This is a genomic window from Microcoleus sp. Pol8_D6 (assembly GCF_036700965.1).
Lineage (GTDB): Bacteria > Cyanobacteriota > Cyanobacteriia > Cyanobacteriales > Microcoleaceae > Microcoleus.
The window spans coordinates 17,797-35,586 of the sequence record NZ_JAUBPW010000041.1; the positions used below are offsets into that span (position 1 = coordinate 17,797).

The window sequence follows — 17,790 nt, forward strand, 5'->3', positions numbered from 1 at the left end:
TTTTAGCCTCCCAGTAACGCAATGCTGCGATCGATTAATTGGTGTTGAGCGCTGTCGTCCAAGCTAGTTTTTAGCTGGCTTTCCACCTTTGCTAATGCCAGAGATACAACCGCCGATCGCAGTTGGGCGATCGCTCTTTCCCGCTCCGCTTCCAACTCTTGACCTGCTGTTGATCTCATTCGTTCAACGTCCTGCGCTGCCTGAGCTAGAATTGCTTCTTTTGCTTTCTTGGCAGTTTCTTCAGCAGCGGCACGAATTCGTTCCGCTTCTGCTTGCGCTTGAGTCAATTTTTGCTGTTGCTCTGCTAGAGCTGCTGCTGCATCTTTTTGGCGTTTTTCTGCTTCTTGAATCGCCTCTTGGATAGCCGAACGCCTCTCTGTCAGGATTTTACCTACAAATCCGCGCCCGAAATAAAACAGCACTGCAATAATAATGACCAGGTTAATCAGGTTGGTTTCTAAAATATCGAAATTTAAACCGAAACCACCTTCGTGGCTAGCTTCTGTGGCTAGCAATAAAACAGTCCCCATGATACTCTTCCATAATTGCGCGTGCAGATTGGGTGAAGCGATTTTAGATTTGAGATTCCATCAAAAATCTAAAACTCTTCTGTCTCGCTATTTGGCCAGCGACTGCCCTAATAGCTTTTCGAGAATTTGGCCGCTGAGCGCGTCTACTTGTTGTTCTAGTGAGCGCATTGCTTCTTGCTTTTGCTGCTCTATTTCTTGCCCAGCCTTTTCTCGCGCGACTTGAGCTTCTTGTTGAGCCTCAGCTACTTTTGCTGCCCCAATTTTTTGGGCATCAGCTTGAGCAGCAGCAATTACTGATTGAGACTGTTTGCGAGTTTCTCCCAGTTTTTGCTCGTACTGCTGCGCTAGTTGCTGAGCTTTTGCCAAGCGTTCTTGAGCGGAGACTTGAGTGTTGCGAATGTAATCGGCGCGATCGTCAATTGACTTGCTGAGCGGCTTGTAAAAAATTACATTCAAGACTGCGACTAGAATTAAAAACTGCACCGCCATCAGAGGCAGCGTAGCATCTATATCAAACAGTCCCCCTTCCTTAGCCGCTTCTTCAACTGCTAGTAATACTGTCCAGTGCATCATGATTTTTTGACGGCTTCCATCTAATTCGCTTAATCGATTTTAGATTTGAGATTTTGGATTAGAATCGCCAAAACCTCAAATCTAAAATTTTCAATTATTATGCGAAGGGGTTGGCAAACAGCAGCACTAGGGCTACGACCAAACCGTAAATTGTGAGCGCTTCCATGAACGCCAAACTCAACAGCAAGGTGCCGCGAATTTTACCTTCTGCTTCCGGCTGACGGGCAATCCCTTCTACAGCCTGACCTGCTGCATTTCCTTGACCGATGCCAGGGCCGATTGCAGCTAAACCTACTGCCAAAGCGGCGGCAATTACGGAAGCGGCAGCAACTGTTGGGTTCATGATGATTTTCCTTATCTAAAGTACAAAATTGAGAACAGAAAGTCTAGAGAATTGTCCGATGTGACGGGAGGAAGTTTGAGTTCAGAAATTTTCTTTTTCCTCCTTCATTCTTCGCCGTTTATCGTTAGTTAATCGTGGTGTTCTTCGCCGTGACCGCCTTCTAGAGCTTCACCTATGTAGGCTGCGGCTAAGGTTGCAAAAATCAAAGCTTGAATTGCACTGGTAAATAGTCCCAGAACCATCACTGGCAGAGGAACAAATAAAGGCACTAGCAACACTAGCACTCCGACCACCAACTCGTCCGCAAGAATGTTGCCAAACAAACGGAAACTTAGGGACAGAGGCTTAGTGAAATCTTCTATGATTTTGAACGGCAACATGAAAGGCACCGGTTCAACATAGTGGGCGAAATACCCCAAGCCGCTTTTGCTGAGACCTGCATAAAAATATGCTAGAGAAGTCAGCAGTGCAAATGCTACCGTCGTGTTGATGTCAGCGGTAGGAGCTCCCAATTCGCCTGATGGCAGCTTAATCAGCTTCCAAGGAATTAGAGCGCCAGACCAGTTTGACACAAAGATGAACAGAAATAATGTACCAATAAACGGTACCCAAGGGCGATATTCTTTTTCCCCAATTTGGTTTTTAGCCAAGTCCCGAATAAATTCCAGCGCATACTCCATAAAATTTTGCATTCCGCTGGGAATTCGCTGGATTTTGCTGGTTCCTAAAATCGAAACTACGACTAAAACAGCAATTACAAACCACGAGGTTAGAAAAACCTGTCCATGCACTTTCAGATTGCCGAGTTGCCAGTACAACTGCTGGCCAACTTCCAATTTGGCGAGGGGGAAACGATTAAAGGTGTTTAGAACGTCAAGCATTGCCATTCAACGGGCTTCCCCATACAAATCGATGAGTTGAGTTTTGCTCTTCTTACCTGACTTACCTGTAATCTAGTGCTAATGCACTTCGGATCACGTAAACCATCAGCGCAGCTTTGTAAGTCAGAAATCCCAAAAATATCGGTAAAATCTGTAGCTGATTCCACTGTGTTCCTACTATCATCACCGCGAAAAACAGACCGAGCCTTGTCTTGCTGATGCGTTGATTTTGGCTGCCGATTCGTTCAACGTCTCTAGCCAACATCTTTAAGTAAACCACACCTGTGACCGCCCCAAGCAAATAATTCAGGGCAATGTTAAGGGAGTAAAAAATCCAAACGGAGATAAAAATAATCGCCGTAAAAGCAAGGGTGTACGCCAACAACTCTTGTTGAAGGCGATAAAAGTCTTGCATGGGATTCGTTGTCTCGGACGAGACTGTCGAGACTGTCGAGACTGTGCCAGCTTGAGGAATATCCTCGGTTGCTGGTGTGGGTTCGGTGGGTGTGTTTTGCGTGTTCACGAAGCTCAGAAACTAATGCAGGTAGCAGGCGAGTGCTTTGCAAACTCAGAAAAATAATACCACGCTGCGGTAACAATACTTAAAATAAAATTAATCATATTTTCGGAATTTGGTTCCGGGCGCTTCGGAAACCTCAAGCCGTTAAATGTCCGATCGACCTTACCCTAAATCTTCCACCGCCAGATAACACTTTTTTACACATTGTTCTCGTCTTTCTCACTAAGTAAGCCTCACGTAGTGAGAGGGTACACAGGACGATCGCACGAATCGATGAGGTAACTCTCCCTTGTCTGCCTCTGCGCCCTACAAGAGTTAATTCAAATTCGATCTCATTCAATAACCTTAAACTCTTGAAGCGCCGGGATGAAATTTTTATTCTCGTGACTCGATCGACTAAGCTTAATCAAAGCAAATCGCTGTAGAGGCTGCAAACTCGCCCACTGGGCCAAAGAAATTGTCACGCCGAGCTCTTGCGCTTTTGCAGAAACCGACTCCGGTACAGTTGCAGCATCCATCCACGGGGGATTTTCATCAACAGCCAAATCAGTTCCCGGTTTGCCTGTCTGTTGAATTAATATTTGATTTAGCTGTTCTCGGTAATCAATAATTTCTGCTTCTGTCAAGCAAGGTAACTCTACAAGACTTTGCCGTTCTGCTTGGTTAAAATGATTCCAATCCTGCAACTTCAATTTAATGCCGCAAGTATCTAACTTGAGACGTACTTGCATGGGGATGCAGCGCAAAGCTTCGACAAAATCAGCTTCAAATTCAAAGAATGTCATAGATGTATAGACTTGCAAACTAGATTTTTTTTATTAACCGCAGAGGACGCAGAGAGCACAGAGTAAGAGAAAAGAGAGAAATCGATGCAGGTTTTTTGCTTTCTATCAATAATTGCAGAAAATGCGATCGCCATTTATAATTAAATAATATTACAAACTATTGACATGGATACCGTAGACTACCTTCGGATTAGTTTAATAGACCGCTGCAACTTCCGCTGTCTCTACTGTATGCCGGAAGGTAGCGAGTTGGACTATGTATTGCAGCAGCAGTTGTTAACTCACTCGGAATTGCTAACTCTGCTGCGGGAAGTTTTTATACCTGTGGGATTTACCAAGTTTCGCTTGACTGGGGGGGAACCGCTGCTGCGGCCTGGGGTGGTGGAATTGGTGAGGTCGATCGCATCTTTGCCCGAAACGCGAGATTTGTCAATGACAACTAACGGCTTTTTGCTGGCGGGAATGGCGGAAAATCTCTACAATGCTGGTTTGCGCCGGATTAATATTAGTTTGGATTCCTTGGAACCGGAGACTTTTGATAAGATAATTGGCAGTCGGGGACGATCGCGATGGACGCAGGTTTGGGAGGGAATTCAAGCAGCTTATCAAGCTGGATTCGACCCGCTGAAACTGAATGTTGTGGTAATTCCCGGTGTGAATGACGGCGAAATATTGGATTTAGCGGCGTTAACAATTAACCGGAATTGGCACGTTCGTTTTATTGAGTTTATGCCGATCGGGAATGGGGATTTATTTGGCGATAAAGGTTGGGTAGCATCGGCCGAATTGCGGCAACAAATTAACGACAAATACGGGTTAGCTGAGTCGGGTGTTCGCGGAAATGGGCCGGCGGATGTGTTTCAAATTCCGGGGGCGAAGGGCACTTTAGGATTTATTAGCCAAATGTCCGAGTGTTTTTGCGATCGCTGCAACCGGATGCGTTTGTCTGCTGACGGGTGGCTGCGGCCTTGTCTGCTGAACGAAACGGGTCAAATTGACTTAAAAACTGCTCTGCGTGGTGGGACTCCTACAAGCGAATTGCGCGATCGAGTGCGGCACATATTAGAAATTAAACCGGAGATTAATTTCAAGCAGCGAGATTCGGGAACTACTCAAGGAAGTTACAGCCGCACCATGTCTCAAATCGGCGGATGAACTGCCCGAAATCGATAATTTAGTTGGTACACTTAAGACATCATCCAATTTTGTAAGTCAGATGAACACCATCTCGATCGCCATTTCAGACCTGCTGATGCTGAAGCTACAAAAAGTTGCTGCTGAGATGAATGTATCCATCGAAGAATTAGTCTTGATGAACATTGAAAGCTCGATCGCGCAACGAGAAAATCCCGCAGCAAATACCGATAGAGATATCTTCAATAAAAATGCTGAAATTTCGAGCCAGGTAATTGACAAATTTTATACTCTTGCTACGGAATGGGAAAGTCAAGTTGCGGGAATGTCTTCCACAGCTCAAATGTCTCAGCATCCTGCATATCAGGAAATCATTAATATGGGATCTCAAGTCGTGCCGCTGTTGCTATCGGAACTGCAAAAAAATCCCCTTTACTGGTTAGCTGCATTGAATGCAATTACGGGTGAAAATCCCATTAAACCGGAACAAAGGGGAAGGGTAAAACAGATGGCATCAGCTTGGATAGAGTGGGGTAGTGATCGAGGCTACGCGATTGAAGAGAATGTATAGAAGACCGGAACTTGAAATTAAATGGCCTAACTTGTCTCACACTGATTATCGAGTTACTAGCCAAAAGTCACAGGAATATAATTGCTTTGCATGGGCTGCTGGTGAAGAAGATCGCTGGTGGCAACCGATACCGGGAGAGCAATTCTATTGGCCAGAAGGCGTGCCGCAAGAGGAGACTTTAGACGCATATATTCAGGCTTATCAAACACTGGGATATGAACTTTGTAATGGTGATATATTAGAAGCTGGATATCAAAAAATAGCAATATATGTTGATTCTAGCGGTATCCCTACTCATGCAGCCAGACAGTTACCTAATGGTAAGTGGACAAGTAAACTTGGATGGTTGGAAGATGTTGAACACGAATTGGATGGATTGACAGGCGACAGGTATGGAGTTGTCGGTCAAATTCTTAAATGTGCGATAAATTAGGGAAAGGCGATCGCTTTAACTCAACCCAATTTACAAATAATTATATTAAATGCGATCGAGTGCGGCACATATTAGAGATTAAACCGGAGATTAATTTCAAGCAGCGAGATTCGGGAACTACTCAAGGAAATTACAGCCGCACAATGTCTCAAATCGCCGGGTGAACTAACCGACATAGAGCGCTGAAGAAATAAAATACTTAAGGCAATACTTGAGTATAATTGTCACAGTATTCGATTCTCAACAAACTCGATGACCATCAAGCCGATTCGGTGGGTTGGCCTTGCCCGCGAAGAAATCCAATCTCTTCCTGAAGATGCCCGAAAAGAAGCCGGTTTTTCACTTTGGACTCTCCAGCAGGGCATACAACCACCAGACTTTAAACCGATGTCGATCGTAGGTAAAGGCGTTGAAGAAATTCGGATTCGGACAGAAAATGCCTATCGGGTTTTCTATATTGCTAGATTTGAAGAAGCTATTTATGTGCTCCATGCCTTCCAAAAGAAAACTCAGAAAACAGCCAAGAAAAATATCGAAGTTGGGCAGAAACGCTACCAAGATTTGTTACAAAATCGTTTAAACTCAAGAGAACCGGCACAATGAGCGAAAATACTATTATCCAAGCAGCCGATAATATCTTTCTAGACCTCGGATTTTCAGCCGAAGAAGCTGATAACTTACTAATCCGATCGCAACTAATTCTCGCCCTGACTCATCAGATTAAAGAGCGCGGTTGGACTCTCGATCAAACGGCTCAACATCTCCAACAGTCCAAGGATCGAATCAAAGCTCTAACTCAAGGTAAAATAGGGCAGTTTTCCGTTGACAGTCTGATTGCAATGCTCAATAAAGTAGGTATGACTGTCAAAGTCGAAATTTGCCCCAAGGTAGCTTAGGTAAAAATTATGCAATTTGGCGCATTCTACAACTGAAACTCTCCTCCCAAAACTTGTCCAGCCGTCAAATTCAACTGCGGAAATGTTGGAGAAACAAGTGTTTGTTCCCCTTGAAACATCCCAACTTCCACATACTCACCCGATTCTAGTTGAAGTACGGCTACAATTTGCTCTTGAGGGTCAACAATCCAATACTCAGGGATACCCCGCGCTGCATATTGAGCTCGTTTAGTAATGTAATCGCGATCGCGCCCAATTCTCCCAGGACTAACAACCTCAACCACCAACTGAGGAGGCGGCATATCAAGGGTGATAGTTAGCCTAGATGCTGTCAGCAAGATGTGTTCTGGCCGCAAAATCACTAAATCGGGGTAACGGTTAGCTGCGTCGCCCTCGCGCAGGATCGGAACTTGGATTTCGCACATATGTGTTTTGATACACCGCCAAGGGATGCCAGTATTGACGAGGACTAAAAACAGATAGCTGACAATGGCGTTGTTGGGTTCAGATTCTGGTGGCAATGTTACTAAGTCTCCGTCAATTAATTCGTAGCGGTTGTCGGTGTCGTCCTCATAGGTGAGGTACTCTTCAAAGGTAAGTTTTTGTTTGTGGGCTTGTATCATCTTTTACCTTCCAAGATTGTTATTGTTATTAAAATATTTACACATCCGAGGGAAGTGGCGGCCGCAGTGATTTTCATTGAATTAACAAGCTGGGTAGCACTGTCCGATCGACACGGGGCGATCGTCTCGACATCTCCGACACTTGGCACGGCTGCCACGGCTCCAAAATTGCACCATTTAGGGCGGTGTGGGTGAGTTTGAGGTAGATTGGATGGTGAGGACTGCCACGGCTGGCACAATTGCACCTAACCACGGTTGGAGCGGTGGGAGTGTTGCGGGTCTAGCGCGCGCGGTCGCTCGGAGCGATCAAACTGTTGCCAGTGTCGGAGCGGTGGCGGTCTAGCTTTTTTGCGTCACACTCGCACGTCACAACAGCACCGCCCCGACACTGCCAGCACCGCCACTGACCGCAGGGGCAATCGCCTCACCACCGCCACCACCTAACACCACACCAGCGCCGTCTATTTGCGCGTTTAACCCCTCTCTATCCGCTCTCGTGCCGAGATATGTCAATGGTATATACTTGTTGTTTATCTATAAGTTATTTACAATGTTGTCTGGGCTGGTAGAGCGCACACTACTTGGAGGTTTTATGTATCGCGTTGAATATTTAGTTATTGCAGCGGTAAGTATTGTTTTTATATTGCTAGCGAATTTACTTAAAGTATTTAGTAATGATTTTTTTCGACTTCTCTATTCGTTTGGTGTAATAGTAGGCATAGGGTTAGTATTTTGGATATTTTTCACAAATAGTGGTAAAACTTTTGCTCGCAATTACAATAGTAAGTTACAACGGACACTAACAGCCGAAGGTAAATTATTTGCCCAAGGGGAATCTTTAATTAGTGAAATTCCTTTCGACTATTTAATGAATAAGTTTAGAAATCTTTCTACTTTTTCTGAGGTAGCTGAATGGGATAAAGAAGCTGAAGTTGTTATCGCTGAAATAGTTGATAAAATAAAACTTTTAGATACGGTTGTTTTGCAGTACAGTAATGTTAATACTGCTACACAAACAAAATTCAAGCAAAAGTATCAAGAAATTCTAGAAAACATGGCATTAAAATTGCAGGAATCTATAGATTTCACTCCTAATAATTCAGATCAACAAAAAGCATTACTAAAAGAATTATCTTTTACCAAAAAAGAGTTGCAGTTGCAGAAGAAAGAGGTTACATCTACCATGAAGAATGTTAACGAAAGAGCGCGTTCAAAAAGTGTTCGTGCTGGCGGTAATTTTTTAGGTATTTATAATTCTAAAATTGCAGCTAGCGAACGACGTAATATTCGTTATCAAAGGGACGCACAGTTAAGACCTAACGAAGCGAGGAAAGCTGCTATTGAACGTCAAATTTTACAAATTGAAAAAGATATTCTATCAGTAAAACGTTTTACTAAATAATTATTTTTATCCATTGTTATCTAGGGAAGTACCCTGCCTATCGTTATATTCTCGTAGGGACAGGGTGAAAGCCTTTGTCCCTACACTTCATCAACCTGGAATAGGTTGTATCAATTGCGCGATTGTTGGATATTGCGAGAAACATTACCAATCGCGTCAATGGCGTATTTGTTTCCTAAATTAAACGCTAAGGCTCGCTTGAAATTGACTAACGCGGTTTGGTAGTCTTTCTGTTTCATTCCTGCGTATCCCAAATTCATACAGGTTTTGAAATCTGGACAAGTACCGGGTATCGCCATCACGTAAGGCTCAACAACGTTAATTTGCGTAAATGCTTTGATATCTTCTGGTTTGAGGAGTAAGGCTTGCTGAAAATAGTTGAGCGCTTGGGCTGGATTCGACTTAAGTTGCGTTTCCCCGCGACTCATGCAGTCGTTGAACGTCAGACAAACGCCTTCCGAACCTCCGCCACTGGGTGAACGAGAACCAGAACCGGAAGAACCCGACCCAGAACCGGAAGAACCCGACCCAGAACCGGAAGAACCCGACCCAGAACCGGAATTGTGACAATGGTATCCGCTTGTGCGACTGGTATGACATCCCTTGGCATCAGTGCCACCAGGACTTGCCCAGCTATTGTCCGTGAGCGAGATAGTCGATAAAGCTAATAAAGCAGCAGTTAGGGCTTTGGATACCTTGTGATTAATTTTCATGAGGTGTCATAGTGGTTTGGTATTTTGGTCAAACAAGCCGTAGATGCTGCGAAATCAAGAGCGAGTTACGATCGCGTTACGATCTATCCTACAGCGCCTGACATAAGAATCCACATTAGTGTGTTCTTTTTCTGCCGTATCCTGATTTTTGTCGTTTTTTCAAATAGGCTAAATTTAATTGTCACAATAAAATAAATGTTACGGAGAGACAAAGGATATGACGCTAAAGGAAGCAGGGCGACGAATTGACCAAGCAATCGAGGAAAAATTGACGGAACTGGATTTGGCTGGGTTGGGCTTAAAAAGATTGCCGGAGCAGATTGGCAAGTGTACACAGCTTAAGACCTTGGTATTGGGGAAGTGGGATGAGGAAAAAATAAAATGTGTGGGAAATAAGCTAACTAAGTTTCCTGATGGTGTTCTTCAATTACCCAACTTACAAACCCTTGACCTTGCTTGCAATCAAATTACCTTCATCCCAAAAGCTATAGGGCAATTGTCGAATCTGATAGAGCTTAACCTCAGTAGAAATAAGATTACCTCTATTTCAAAATATCTTGGGCAATTGTCTAATCTGAGAATACTTCACCTCAGTGACAATGAGCTTACCTCCATTCCAGAGTCGCTTGGGCAACTATCCAATCTGAGATGGCTTGACCTCAGTCGCAATCAGATTACCACCATCCCAGAGTCGTTCGGGCAATTGTCTGATTTGATAGTGCTTTACCTCAATAACAATAAAATTACCTCTATTCCAGAGTTGCTATGGCAATTGTCCTATCTGAGAGTGCTTCACATCGATAACAATGAAATTACCTCTATCCCAGAGTTGCTCGGGCAACCGTCCAATTTGTCAGTGCTTCACCTTAATAACAATGAAATTACTTCCATCCCAGAATCGCTTGGGCAAATGTCCAATCTGGTTGAGCTTGACCTGGATAATAATGAGATTACCTCCATCCCCGAGGCGATCGGGCAACTGTCCAATCTGATATTCCTTGACCTTAATTACAATGAGATTACCTCCATCCCCGAGGCGATCGGGCAACTGTCTAATCTGAGACGGCTTGATCTCGGTAACAATGTGATTACCTCCATCCCAGAGGCTCTTGGGCAACTGTCTTCTTTGGAAGTGCTTGACTTCAGTAGCAATAAGATTACTACCATCCCTGAAGCGCTTGGGCAACTGTACAATCTGATATGGCTTAATCTTAATTACAATGAGATTACCACCATCCCAGAGGCGTTCGGACAACTGTCGAATCTGACAGAACTTTACCTTAGTCTTAATAATATTACATCCATCCCGGAAACGCTTGGGCAACTGTCCAATCTGACATTGCTTGACCTCAGTAGTAATAAGATTACCTCCATTTCAGAGGCGCTCGGGCAACTATCGAATCTGACAGAACTTTACCTTAGTCTTAATAATATTACATCCATCCCGGAAACGTTTGGGCAACTGTCCAATCTGACATGGCTAGACCTCAGTAGTAATAAGATTACCTCCATTTCAAAGACGCTTCTTGACATTGTAATGCTGGAAAAAGTCGCATTGAAAGGAAATCCGATAATCCGATCCTAACTTCTTCTTAAATTTTCCAAAAAGAAGAATTTTAAAAACCAAAGCGATTTACTTAGTATTTTCGACTTTAACTGGTTCCCAGGCTAAGGCCTGGGAACCGAGATCCAGAGGCTCTGCCTCGCTTGCGGATAAAAACAAAAACAGGAGGCAGATGCTCATGGAAGGTGTTCCCAGGCTCTAGCCTGGGAACGAGCAAACACCTACGCTTTGCGCTTCCGACGGCGAATCAGCACACTCATCACTTGCTTCGGATTGGCTGCACGCTGTACGGGACTCCAATCGCCCACTTGTGCAAATCCCAGGCGGTACAAAGTGAGTATGGTTTCCCTGACACCCTTGGGCGAACCTGTCACCGTTACACAAACCACATCCTGTTCCGATTCTGCTGCTGAGCCGTCATTTGGCCGATCGAATTTGTTGTCGTCAGGCAAGAATTCCTGTGACATAATTATGTTCTCCTGGTTTTGGGTTTTCTAGAAAAACCCAAAAACCCAGCCGCCCCGCTTTTCAACGCATAGCAGGGCGGCTACAGAGGATGTTAAGATACTCCGTTAGCCTCCAGACTGCTGATACCAGTTTGGCGGTTATGCTGTCCATTGCTGTTACCAGCAGCTTTGGGCAGTGCAACTAGATTTTTGGGCGACGCGGGCTACTTCCTCTACAAGCAAAGCAACCTCTAACTTCAAAGCGTAGCCGCAGACGGGGGCCTGTGTCAATCCATTTGGGATTTTACCGGGAGTCAGTAAAGAAGTAAGAGTGAACTGAGATGTTGCACCATTCTCAAGAACGGGCAAGATGCCCGTTCCACAAAAGATAAATTTTCTTGTGGAACAGGCATCTTGCCTGTTCATAAAAGGCTAATTGAGAATCGTGCAAGATTTAAGATTAAATGAACCGCGAGGCACGCGGACGCGAAGGAAGAGAAAGAAAGAGATGCAGTTCTTCCTTCGCGCTCTTGGCGTCTTCGCGGTTCGTTCACATAATGAAAAAGCCCTATAATTTCGGTGTTAGCAAAATGAGCTGTTTTGACAAGATCGATCGCACTTCATCCAATCCAATCTCCACATCCGCCAAAATCTCTCCTATGCTTTTGCCAGACGGGCTTCCCTCTTTCTCCCCCCCTTGGTAAGGGCTTCCCTCTTTCTCCCCCCCTTGGCAAGGGGGGGCTGGGGGGGGTAAACAACCTTGCAAAAACTCAAATTCAGCACTTGACAAATTGATCAATTGGTAGTTGCAATCAAACACTTGTTGACTGGGCCAACCGTGCATACAACCACTCAACTCTGGAATTGCCGCCAAAAGAGCCTGATCGTCCGACCAATCAATTTTATTAACAGGCTTTTTGCCCAAGAAAAACTCGTAATGAGTGATTTCCGTATCCAATAATTCAATTAATCGATAAAGCTCCCGTTCCGTCAAACCCTGAGCTCTTTCTATCAATTCCGGCGCTTTCCCCAAAAGTCTTTCTAACTGCCAATATCCCGGATTTGAAAAACCAATAAATTCCAATCCCGAAGCATCAATTAACTCGAACAAAGTCTCAATATTGTAGTCAATTTCCTGCGGGTGAACATACATATCAGCAAAACATTCGTCCCGCTGATTTTCTCCTGCCCAACGCTGTTTTTCGTACTTGACAAGACGGTTGTTTTCTGGTAAAGAAGCAAAGATTTGACGGCCGACTTTCACACCATCGGGATAGTCACCTTTTTGCGGGCCTTGAAGAAGTGCGATCGCCCTTTGCATGAGTTGAATTTCCCAGCGTCCGAGCTCAGCATACACAAAAATGTGCATCAAACCGCCCTCGGCCAACTTCGCCGCCAGCGCTTGAATGCCCCGGATCGGATCTGGTAAGTGGTGCAGCACGCCCACGCAGTTAATCAAATCAAACTCGCCCTCTAACTCGGCGGCATCGTACAAGCTGAGGTGGCGAAAATCAGCTTCGCGCGCCCCCGATCGCCGACACCGTTCTTGTGCTACTTTCAAAGCACCTTCACTCAGGTCGATCGCCGTCACCGAAGCTTCAGGATTGAGGTGAATCAGATAATCGGTGCTCGAACCAGTGCCGCAGCCAGCATCTAAAATCCGAATATCGAGTTTTGGCGGCTTTTGGCCAGTGCAAAAATTGTAAGCATCAGGCCAACTCCAGCGCCAGTTGTACCCAGGCGGCGGTTCATCTGACAACGGATCGGGCGGGAAAGGGAAAGTATCGTAAAGCCGCCGCACGGCAGCACTGATATCAGGCGTAGTATCCATAGGTGAGGTAATTGTGCGTGAGTTTGGAGATTGGTTGTCAGTAGCTACGGACGAACAGCGCGACGCGATGCACTTCTATTGCTTCCTTACTGGCAACCAAAGTGGCGTCTCGCCAAGTTGGGAAGCCTAAGAGAGAGGGATCGGGCGATCGACAAACCCCTGGTAGCCAAGCCCTGACAGCTTCTGCGTAATAAAACTTATCATTTTTTCTCATATAAGCTCTCTTAAATCTATACAATAAATCTCGACAGGCTTTTTAACAAACAAGGACTGTCAATAGCCCACCGCTGAACTGTCGAGTAAAGCGGAGGCGTCTTTCCGCAGAAAGTCAACAGCCCCGAAACAGGCAGAAGAAAATTTTTGATTTTCTTTTCCTTTAATTCAAGGCACTTGCTGCAATTCCCCAAAGGCAACTCTCCTGCCGAGTCTTTTTTTCCACGGGTATACCGGCGGATCGCAGCGGAGGGAGTACCCCGTGCCTGCCTTCGGATCGGACATTTCCCCGCAGGCAGAAAGATGAAACCAAAACATTTTAATCTAAGAAAGTAAGCGCGCCCGAACCTCGTGACAGGTAAAGGCAAAAAGTAAACAAAGCAAAAATACCTACTTTGACCTGCATGAGAAGGCAGCGTTAGTCTGGGTAAATGCTACAACGATTTAGATAGGGAGCTAAGGAGTCTAATGACTGTAAAGGCAAGTGGTGGAAGCTCGGTTGCGCGTCCGCAACTATATCAAACTGTACCGGTCGCAACTATTTCGCAAGCAGAACAGCAAGACCGCTTCCTACAGCGGGGTGAACTCAGCGAACTGGCAAGTTATTTCAGTTCAGGGGCTCTTCGGATCGATATCTCTGCGACGCTGACCCAAAACTCGGAACTGATAGTATCCCGCGCAGCCAACCGGATTTTTACCGGCGGTTCCCCGCTGGCATTTTTGGAAAGACCACAAGAACCTGCGATGGCTGTAGCAGGGGCGGCTCGCGGCGGTACGGCGAATGTCTCTGAAGGCATGAAACTGGGAAATGTCACCTACGTAGAAAGCCGCTCTGGCGGCAACGGCGGTGGCGGCGGTGGTTTCTTGGGGCTGGGAAATCTATTTTCTGGCAACGGTGGCGGCTACAGCGGCCCAATCCCTGCAGGATTTCAGCCGATCAATGTCTCGCGCTACGGCCCGGGCAACATGACCAAATCTCTGCGCGACTTGAGCTGGTTTTTGCGCTACATCACCTACGCAATTGTCGCTGGCGACCCGAACATTATTTCGGTGAACGTGCGCGGATTGCGGGAAATCATCGAAAATGCTTGCTCTTCGGCGGCCACAATTGTGGCAATGCAGGAAATGAAGGCAGCATCTTTGGGCTATTTCAGAAACAATGCAGAGGCAAGTGCGATCGTCGGACAGTATTTCGACGTAGCAATTACCGAATTCAAAGCTCCCACACCTTCAGACAAGGTGCGGCAGCGCGAAAGCAACGACCAGCAAGGGCTGCAACTGCCCCAAATCTACTTCAACGCAGCCGAGCGGCGATCGAAATTCGTCATGAAAACCGGTCTGTCGTCGGCCGAAAAGCTGGAAGTAATCAAAGCAGCTTACCGCCAAGTATTCGAGCGCGACATTAGCCGCGCATACAGCCAAAGCATTTCTGACTTGGAATCCAAGGTCAAAAATGGCGAAATCTCGATGAAAGAGTTTATTCGCCGCCTTGGTAAATCTCCTCTGTACCGTCAGCAATTCTACGAGCCGTTTGTCAACAGCCGCGCTGTAGAACTTGCCGCCCGCCACTTCCTCGGTCGCGGTTTGAGCTCGCGGGAGGAATTTAGCAAGTATTTTGCGATCGTCAGCAAAGGTGGCCTGCCAGCCCTCGTAGACGCGATGGTTTATTCCCAGGAGTATTCCGACTACTTCGGCGAAGAAACAGTGCCTTACCTGCGCGGTTTGGGCCAAGAAGCTCAGGAGTGTCGCAACTGGGGCCCGCAAATTGATTTGTTCAATTTCAGCGCTCCGTTCCGCAAGGTTCCTCAGTTCATCACCTTGTTTGCCGGCTACAACCAGCCTCTGCCAGACCAGCACGTTTACGGTGTTGGCAATGACCCCTTAGAAATTCAGTTCGGCGCGATTTTCCCGAAAGAAACTCGCAACCCCAAGAGCCGTCCGGCTCCCTTCGGCAAGGACACACGCCGCATCCTAATCCGTCAAGGTGCGGGGATTGACAATCAGTTGAGCAATCCGGCGGCTCGCGGTGCTGCTCCTGGTTCTCTGGGCCCCAAGGTCTTTAAATTAGACCAGTTACCGAGCAACTATGTTGCTTCCAAGAAAACTGCTCGCGGTGTCTCTAGCAGCTACAGCAATGCTTCCAGTGTCAAATATACCGAAAGTTCCACCCAAGCGGTAATTCGGGCAGCTTACCTGCAAGTGTTTGGTCGCGACGTGTTCGACGGCCAGCGCCAAAAGGTAGCGGAAATTAAGCTGGAAAACGGCGAGATTCCGATGCGCGAGTTTATTCGGATGTTGGCGAAGTCTGACGTGTTCCGCAATATGTACTGGAGCAAGCTTTACGTTTGTAAGGCGATCGAGTACATTCACCGCCGACTCCTGGGACGCCCTACCTACGGCCGTCAGGAAATGAACGCTTACTTTGACATTTGCGCCAAGAAGGGTTTCTACGCGCTGGTCGATAGCATCATGGACAGCATGGAGTACAACGAAGCTTTCGGGGAAGATACAGTACCCTACGAGCGCTATGTAACTCCCGGTGGTTTGTCGATGCGGACGATGCGATCGGGTTCCGTCGCTGAGCAAAATGTCCAAGCTAAGACTCCTGAAACTCCTCGGTTTATCGAACTCGGCACTGCGCTCGATCGGGGCGATTTCGAGTTACAAAATAGCCTCGCTCAAGGTGTCAGCAAGCGGCGCGAACAAACAAAGGTGTTCAAGCTGACGAATACTTCGGACAAAGTAGCTTTGAAAACTTTAATTCAAGCTGCTTACCGTCAAATTTTTGAGCGCGACATCAACCCCTATGTTGTGAAGAATGAATTCACAGCGCTGGAAAGCAAACTTGGCAACAATGAAATCAATCTCAAGGAGTTCATTGAGGCTTTGGGCTGCTCGTCGCTGTACGTCAAACAATTCTACGCACCTTATCCAAATACTAAGGTGATTGAGTTGGGAACCAAGCACTTCTTGGGCCGCGCTCCCCGCAATCAAGCCGAGATTCGCACGTACAACCAAATCTTGGCAAGTAAAGGGATTAAGGGCTTTATCAACGCCATGTTGAACAGCGTTGAATATGCTGAGGCGTTTGGCGAGGATACTGTTCCTTACCGTCGCTTCCCGACTCTGCCGGCTGCGAATTTCCCGAATACCGAAAGGCTGTACAATCAACTCACCAAGCAGAATGGTGAGTTGGTGGTTCCAAGCTTTGAGCCAGTAGCTGCTACTGACAGAAGCTAACAACAAACTGCAAGAAAATTGATTTTGTAGGTTGACAAAAATCCCTCGCTATGGTAATTCTGTAGCGGGGGATTTTTGGTAATGTTACCCTCATTATGAGTCGGCGATTGAAATCGCTTCTACAAAAACCAAGTCCGGATGGTGCGCGGACTAAGATATACATGGATTTGGCATCTGTATAATAAATTATGCGAATGCGCCCCGGTGAGTGAGGACACACTCAACCGAGACGACTTCTCCACAGTCCGACTATCCGAACTAGGAGTAATATCAATTCCGGTTGCAGCCGTCATGATTGTTGACCCTTCGACTTCGCTCCGGGCAACGCTGTTGACTGTTGACGGGCGGGTCGAAAAACTTAATGGTTGAGTGTTAACTGTTGACTCGATTTTATTATTCCGATGCAACCGGAAACGATATAACTTAAAGTATGCCAAAACCCATATACGACGAGGAGAAAGATGAAGCCCGCCATGCAGCAGTGAGTGAAGAATACTGTAAGACATGGCAGACACTTACGGGTGGCTCAAGACTCAAGAAAAACAGCCTGCTGAGGTTTAGTAAAAGAAAAGACATTCACAAAGAATATAACGACAATGATAACAAACAGAAGTGAGGACAAGTCAATAGACTTAAGTTCACAAAGGTTCTATCATGGCACTAAGGCAAATCTGAAGCAGGGAGACCTGATTGAACCCGGCTTTAATTCAAACTACGGTAAGAGGGAGAAGGCATCCTATGTCTATCTAACCGCCACCTTGGATGCTGCTATTTGGGGAGCTGAACTTGCCTTGGGCGAAGAACCAGACAGAATTTATATAGTAGAGCCGACTGGTCCGATTGAAGATGACCCCAATTTGACGGACAAGAAGTTCCCTGGAAACCCAACAAAGTCATACCGTTCTCGGAATCCGCTACGGGTCTCTGGTGAGGTTACAGATTGGCAGGGACACACCGCAGAACAGCTCAAAGCCATGAAGGAGCATCTTGAGCGACTTAAGCAACTTGGTATTGAGGCAATCGAGGATTGAGCAAAAATGTCAAAATAAAGTCGCAATTCACTTTTCTCCGCGAGTGGATTAAAACTTTATA

Annotated in this window: 25 protein-coding genes and 1 pseudogene; 12 read left to right on the top strand and 14 right to left on the bottom strand. The window is 46.1% G+C overall.

Annotated features, from left to right (window positions below; all coding sequences use genetic code 11):
* Nucleotides 1-2: 2 nt before the first annotated feature.
* From QUA10_RS17235 to QUA10_RS17260, 6 genes are all read right to left on the bottom strand, one after another.
* Nucleotides 3-530, bottom strand: a complete 528-nt coding sequence (locus QUA10_RS17235; RefSeq protein ID WP_333083688.1) for a F0F1 ATP synthase subunit B — start codon at nt 528-530, stop codon at nt 3-5.
* Between the two features lie 87 nt (nt 531-617).
* A complete protein-coding gene (locus QUA10_RS17240) occupies nt 618-1,103 on the bottom strand; it encodes a F0F1 ATP synthase subunit B' (RefSeq protein ID WP_006631106.1) in 486 nt (161 codons plus the stop codon).
* Nucleotides 1,104-1,200: 97 nt separating this feature from the next.
* Nucleotides 1,201-1,446 carry an ATP synthase F0 subunit C gene (gene atpE / locus QUA10_RS17245; protein ID WP_006631105.1) on the bottom strand — a complete coding sequence of 82 codons (246 nt, stop codon included), beginning with the start codon at nt 1,444-1,446 and terminating at the stop codon, nt 1,201-1,203.
* Between the two features lie 128 nt (nt 1,447-1,574).
* Nucleotides 1,575-2,333 (bottom strand): F0F1 ATP synthase subunit A, encoded by a 759-nt coding sequence (gene atpB / locus QUA10_RS17250; RefSeq protein ID WP_242717111.1) that lies wholly within the window; start codon nt 2,331-2,333, stop codon nt 1,575-1,577.
* 55 nt (nt 2,334-2,388) lie between these two features.
* Nucleotides 2,389-2,850 (bottom strand): ATP synthase subunit I, encoded by a 462-nt coding sequence (locus QUA10_RS17255; protein ID WP_333037348.1) that lies wholly within the window; start codon nt 2,848-2,850, stop codon nt 2,389-2,391.
* A 329-nt stretch (nt 2,851-3,179) separates the two neighbouring features.
* Nucleotides 3,180-3,632 (bottom strand): nitrate reductase associated protein, encoded by a 453-nt coding sequence (locus QUA10_RS17260; RefSeq protein WP_333083687.1) that lies wholly within the window; start codon nt 3,630-3,632, stop codon nt 3,180-3,182.
* Between the two features lie 165 nt (nt 3,633-3,797).
* Here QUA10_RS17260 and moaA point away from each other — a divergent pair, with 165 nt between their 5' ends.
* From moaA to QUA10_RS17290, 6 genes and pseudogenes are all read left to right on the top strand, one after another.
* Nucleotides 3,798-4,787, top strand: coding sequence for a GTP 3',8-cyclase MoaA (gene moaA / locus QUA10_RS17265; RefSeq protein ID WP_333083686.1), 990 nt, complete (start codon nt 3,798-3,800; stop codon nt 4,785-4,787).
* Between the two features lie 61 nt (nt 4,788-4,848).
* The gene (locus tag QUA10_RS17270; RefSeq protein ID WP_333083684.1) at nt 4,849-5,337 is read left to right on the top strand and encodes a hypothetical protein; all 489 of its coding nucleotides are present in this window, start codon (nt 4,849-4,851) and stop codon (nt 5,335-5,337) included.
* A gap of 31 nt (nt 5,338-5,368) precedes the next feature.
* Nucleotides 5,369-5,770 carry a DUF7689 domain-containing protein gene (locus QUA10_RS17275; protein WP_333086320.1) on the top strand — a complete coding sequence of 134 codons (402 nt, stop codon included), beginning with the start codon at nt 5,369-5,371 and terminating at the stop codon, nt 5,768-5,770.
* Between the two features lie 56 nt (nt 5,771-5,826).
* Nucleotides 5,827-5,934: pseudogene (locus QUA10_RS17280) on the top strand (cyclic pyranopterin phosphate synthase MoaA); the annotation flags it as partial.
* Nucleotides 5,935-6,022: 88 nt separating this feature from the next.
* Nucleotides 6,023-6,373 (top strand): type II toxin-antitoxin system RelE/ParE family toxin, encoded by a 351-nt coding sequence (locus QUA10_RS17285; RefSeq protein ID WP_333083682.1) that lies wholly within the window; start codon nt 6,023-6,025, stop codon nt 6,371-6,373.
* A complete protein-coding gene (locus QUA10_RS17290; protein WP_333083681.1) occupies nt 6,370-6,666 on the top strand; it encodes an XRE family transcriptional regulator in 297 nt (98 codons plus the stop codon). Before QUA10_RS17285 ends, QUA10_RS17290 begins: the two co-directional genes overlap by 4 nt.
* Before the next feature lie 26 nt (nt 6,667-6,692).
* Here the strand turns inward: QUA10_RS17290 and QUA10_RS17295 are convergent, their stop codons facing one another.
* Complete coding sequence (locus QUA10_RS17295; RefSeq protein ID WP_333083680.1) at nt 6,693-7,289, bottom strand: Uma2 family endonuclease; 597 nt, start codon at nt 7,287-7,289, stop codon at nt 6,693-6,695.
* A gap of 66 nt (nt 7,290-7,355) precedes the next feature.
* On the opposite strand from QUA10_RS17295, the gene QUA10_RS17300 reads away from it, so the two are divergent.
* Nucleotides 7,356-7,484 carry a hypothetical protein gene (locus tag QUA10_RS17300; protein ID WP_333083679.1) on the top strand — a complete coding sequence of 43 codons (129 nt, stop codon included), beginning with the start codon at nt 7,356-7,358 and terminating at the stop codon, nt 7,482-7,484.
* Nucleotides 7,485-7,655: 171 nt separating this feature from the next.
* Here the strand turns inward: QUA10_RS17300 and QUA10_RS17305 are convergent, their stop codons facing one another.
* Nucleotides 7,656-7,802 carry a hypothetical protein gene (locus tag QUA10_RS17305; RefSeq protein WP_333083678.1) on the bottom strand — a complete coding sequence of 49 codons (147 nt, stop codon included), beginning with the start codon at nt 7,800-7,802 and terminating at the stop codon, nt 7,656-7,658.
* Between the two features lie 79 nt (nt 7,803-7,881).
* Between QUA10_RS17305 and QUA10_RS17310 the strand changes: the two genes are divergently transcribed.
* On the top strand, nt 7,882-8,691 hold the full coding sequence (locus tag QUA10_RS17310; protein WP_333083677.1) for a hypothetical protein: 810 nt from the start codon (nt 7,882-7,884) through the stop codon (nt 8,689-8,691).
* A 110-nt stretch (nt 8,692-8,801) separates the two neighbouring features.
* Here the strand turns inward: QUA10_RS17310 and QUA10_RS17315 are convergent, their stop codons facing one another.
* Complete coding sequence (locus QUA10_RS17315) at nt 8,802-9,404, bottom strand: YHYH domain-containing protein (RefSeq protein WP_333083676.1); 603 nt, start codon at nt 9,402-9,404, stop codon at nt 8,802-8,804.
* A gap of 217 nt (nt 9,405-9,621) precedes the next feature.
* Between QUA10_RS17315 and QUA10_RS17320 the strand changes: the two genes are divergently transcribed.
* A complete protein-coding gene (locus tag QUA10_RS17320; protein ID WP_333083675.1) occupies nt 9,622-10,989 on the top strand; it encodes a leucine-rich repeat domain-containing protein in 1,368 nt (455 codons plus the stop codon).
* Between the two features lie 200 nt (nt 10,990-11,189).
* Here QUA10_RS17320 and QUA10_RS17325 read toward each other — a convergent pair whose 3' ends face one another.
* The 5 genes from QUA10_RS17325 to QUA10_RS17345 form a co-directional block, all read right to left on the bottom strand.
* Entirely contained in the window at nt 11,190-11,435 is a 246-nt protein-coding gene (locus tag QUA10_RS17325; protein ID WP_333083674.1) for a hypothetical protein, read from the bottom strand.
* A 156-nt stretch (nt 11,436-11,591) separates the two neighbouring features.
* Nucleotides 11,592-11,840 (bottom strand): hypothetical protein, encoded by a 249-nt coding sequence (locus QUA10_RS17330; protein ID WP_333083673.1) that lies wholly within the window; start codon nt 11,838-11,840, stop codon nt 11,592-11,594.
* A gap of 142 nt (nt 11,841-11,982) precedes the next feature.
* On the bottom strand, nt 11,983-13,245 hold the full coding sequence (locus QUA10_RS17335; protein WP_333083672.1) for a class I SAM-dependent methyltransferase: 1,263 nt from the start codon (nt 13,243-13,245) through the stop codon (nt 11,983-11,985).
* 37 nt (nt 13,246-13,282) lie between these two features.
* A complete protein-coding gene (locus QUA10_RS17340; RefSeq protein ID WP_333037358.1) occupies nt 13,283-13,459 on the bottom strand; it encodes a hypothetical protein in 177 nt (58 codons plus the stop codon).
* Nucleotides 13,460-13,626: 167 nt separating this feature from the next.
* Nucleotides 13,627-13,776 (bottom strand): hypothetical protein, encoded by a 150-nt coding sequence (locus QUA10_RS17345; protein ID WP_333086321.1) that lies wholly within the window; start codon nt 13,774-13,776, stop codon nt 13,627-13,629.
* A gap of 150 nt (nt 13,777-13,926) precedes the next feature.
* On the opposite strand from QUA10_RS17345, the gene QUA10_RS17350 reads away from it, so the two are divergent.
* From QUA10_RS17350 to arr, 3 genes are all read left to right on the top strand, one after another.
* Complete coding sequence (locus QUA10_RS17350; RefSeq protein WP_333083670.1) at nt 13,927-16,698, top strand: phycobilisome rod-core linker polypeptide; 2,772 nt, start codon at nt 13,927-13,929, stop codon at nt 16,696-16,698.
* A gap of 204 nt (nt 16,699-16,902) precedes the next feature.
* A complete protein-coding gene (locus QUA10_RS17355; protein WP_333083669.1) occupies nt 16,903-17,067 on the top strand; it encodes a hypothetical protein in 165 nt (54 codons plus the stop codon).
* Nucleotides 17,068-17,294: 227 nt separating this feature from the next.
* On the top strand, nt 17,295-17,729 hold the full coding sequence (arr, locus tag QUA10_RS17360; protein ID WP_333083668.1) for an NAD(+)--rifampin ADP-ribosyltransferase: 435 nt from the start codon (nt 17,295-17,297) through the stop codon (nt 17,727-17,729).
* The last annotated feature ends 61 nt before the right edge of the window (nt 17,730-17,790 follow it).

Coding starts and splice junctions, on each gene's coding strand:
- QUA10_RS17235 (WP_333083688.1), bottom strand. CDS start 530: ATGGGGACTGTTTTATTGCTAGCCACAGAAGCTAGCCACGAAGGTGGT.
- QUA10_RS17240 (WP_006631106.1), bottom strand. CDS start 1,103: ATGATGCACTGGACAGTATTACTAGCAGTTGAAGAAGCGGCTAAGGAA.
- atpE (WP_006631105.1), bottom strand. CDS start 1,446: ATGAACCCAACAGTTGCTGCCGCTTCCGTAATTGCCGCCGCTTTGGCA.
- atpB (WP_242717111.1), bottom strand. CDS start 2,333: ATGGCAATGCTTGACGTTCTAAACACCTTTAATCGTTTCCCCCTCGCC.
- QUA10_RS17260 (WP_333083687.1), bottom strand. CDS start 3,632: ATGACATTCTTTGAATTTGAAGCTGATTTTGTCGAAGCTTTGCGCTGC.
- moaA (WP_333083686.1), top strand. CDS start 3,798: ATGGATACCGTAGACTACCTTCGGATTAGTTTAATAGACCGCTGCAAC.
- QUA10_RS17270 (WP_333083684.1), top strand. CDS start 4,849: ATGAACACCATCTCGATCGCCATTTCAGACCTGCTGATGCTGAAGCTA.
- QUA10_RS17285 (WP_333083682.1), top strand. CDS start 6,023: ATGACCATCAAGCCGATTCGGTGGGTTGGCCTTGCCCGCGAAGAAATC.
- QUA10_RS17290 (WP_333083681.1), top strand. CDS start 6,370: ATGAGCGAAAATACTATTATCCAAGCAGCCGATAATATCTTTCTAGAC.
- QUA10_RS17295 (WP_333083680.1), bottom strand. CDS start 7,289: ATGATACAAGCCCACAAACAAAAACTTACCTTTGAAGAGTACCTCACC.
- QUA10_RS17310 (WP_333083677.1), top strand. CDS start 7,882: ATGTATCGCGTTGAATATTTAGTTATTGCAGCGGTAAGTATTGTTTTT.
- QUA10_RS17315 (WP_333083676.1), bottom strand. CDS start 9,404: ATGAAAATTAATCACAAGGTATCCAAAGCCCTAACTGCTGCTTTATTA.
- QUA10_RS17320 (WP_333083675.1), top strand. CDS start 9,622: ATGACGCTAAAGGAAGCAGGGCGACGAATTGACCAAGCAATCGAGGAA.
- QUA10_RS17325 (WP_333083674.1), bottom strand. CDS start 11,435: ATGTCACAGGAATTCTTGCCTGACGACAACAAATTCGATCGGCCAAAT.
- QUA10_RS17330 (WP_333083673.1), bottom strand. CDS start 11,840: ATGAACAGGCAAGATGCCTGTTCCACAAGAAAATTTATCTTTTGTGGA.
- QUA10_RS17335 (WP_333083672.1), bottom strand. CDS start 13,245: ATGGATACTACGCCTGATATCAGTGCTGCCGTGCGGCGGCTTTACGAT.
- QUA10_RS17340 (WP_333037358.1), bottom strand. CDS start 13,459: ATGAGAAAAAATGATAAGTTTTATTACGCAGAAGCTGTCAGGGCTTGG.
- QUA10_RS17345 (WP_333086321.1), bottom strand. CDS start 13,776: ATGTTTTGGTTTCATCTTTCTGCCTGCGGGGAAATGTCCGATCCGAAG.
- QUA10_RS17350 (WP_333083670.1), top strand. CDS start 13,927: ATGACTGTAAAGGCAAGTGGTGGAAGCTCGGTTGCGCGTCCGCAACTA.
- arr (WP_333083668.1), top strand. CDS start 17,295: ATGATAACAAACAGAAGTGAGGACAAGTCAATAGACTTAAGTTCACAA.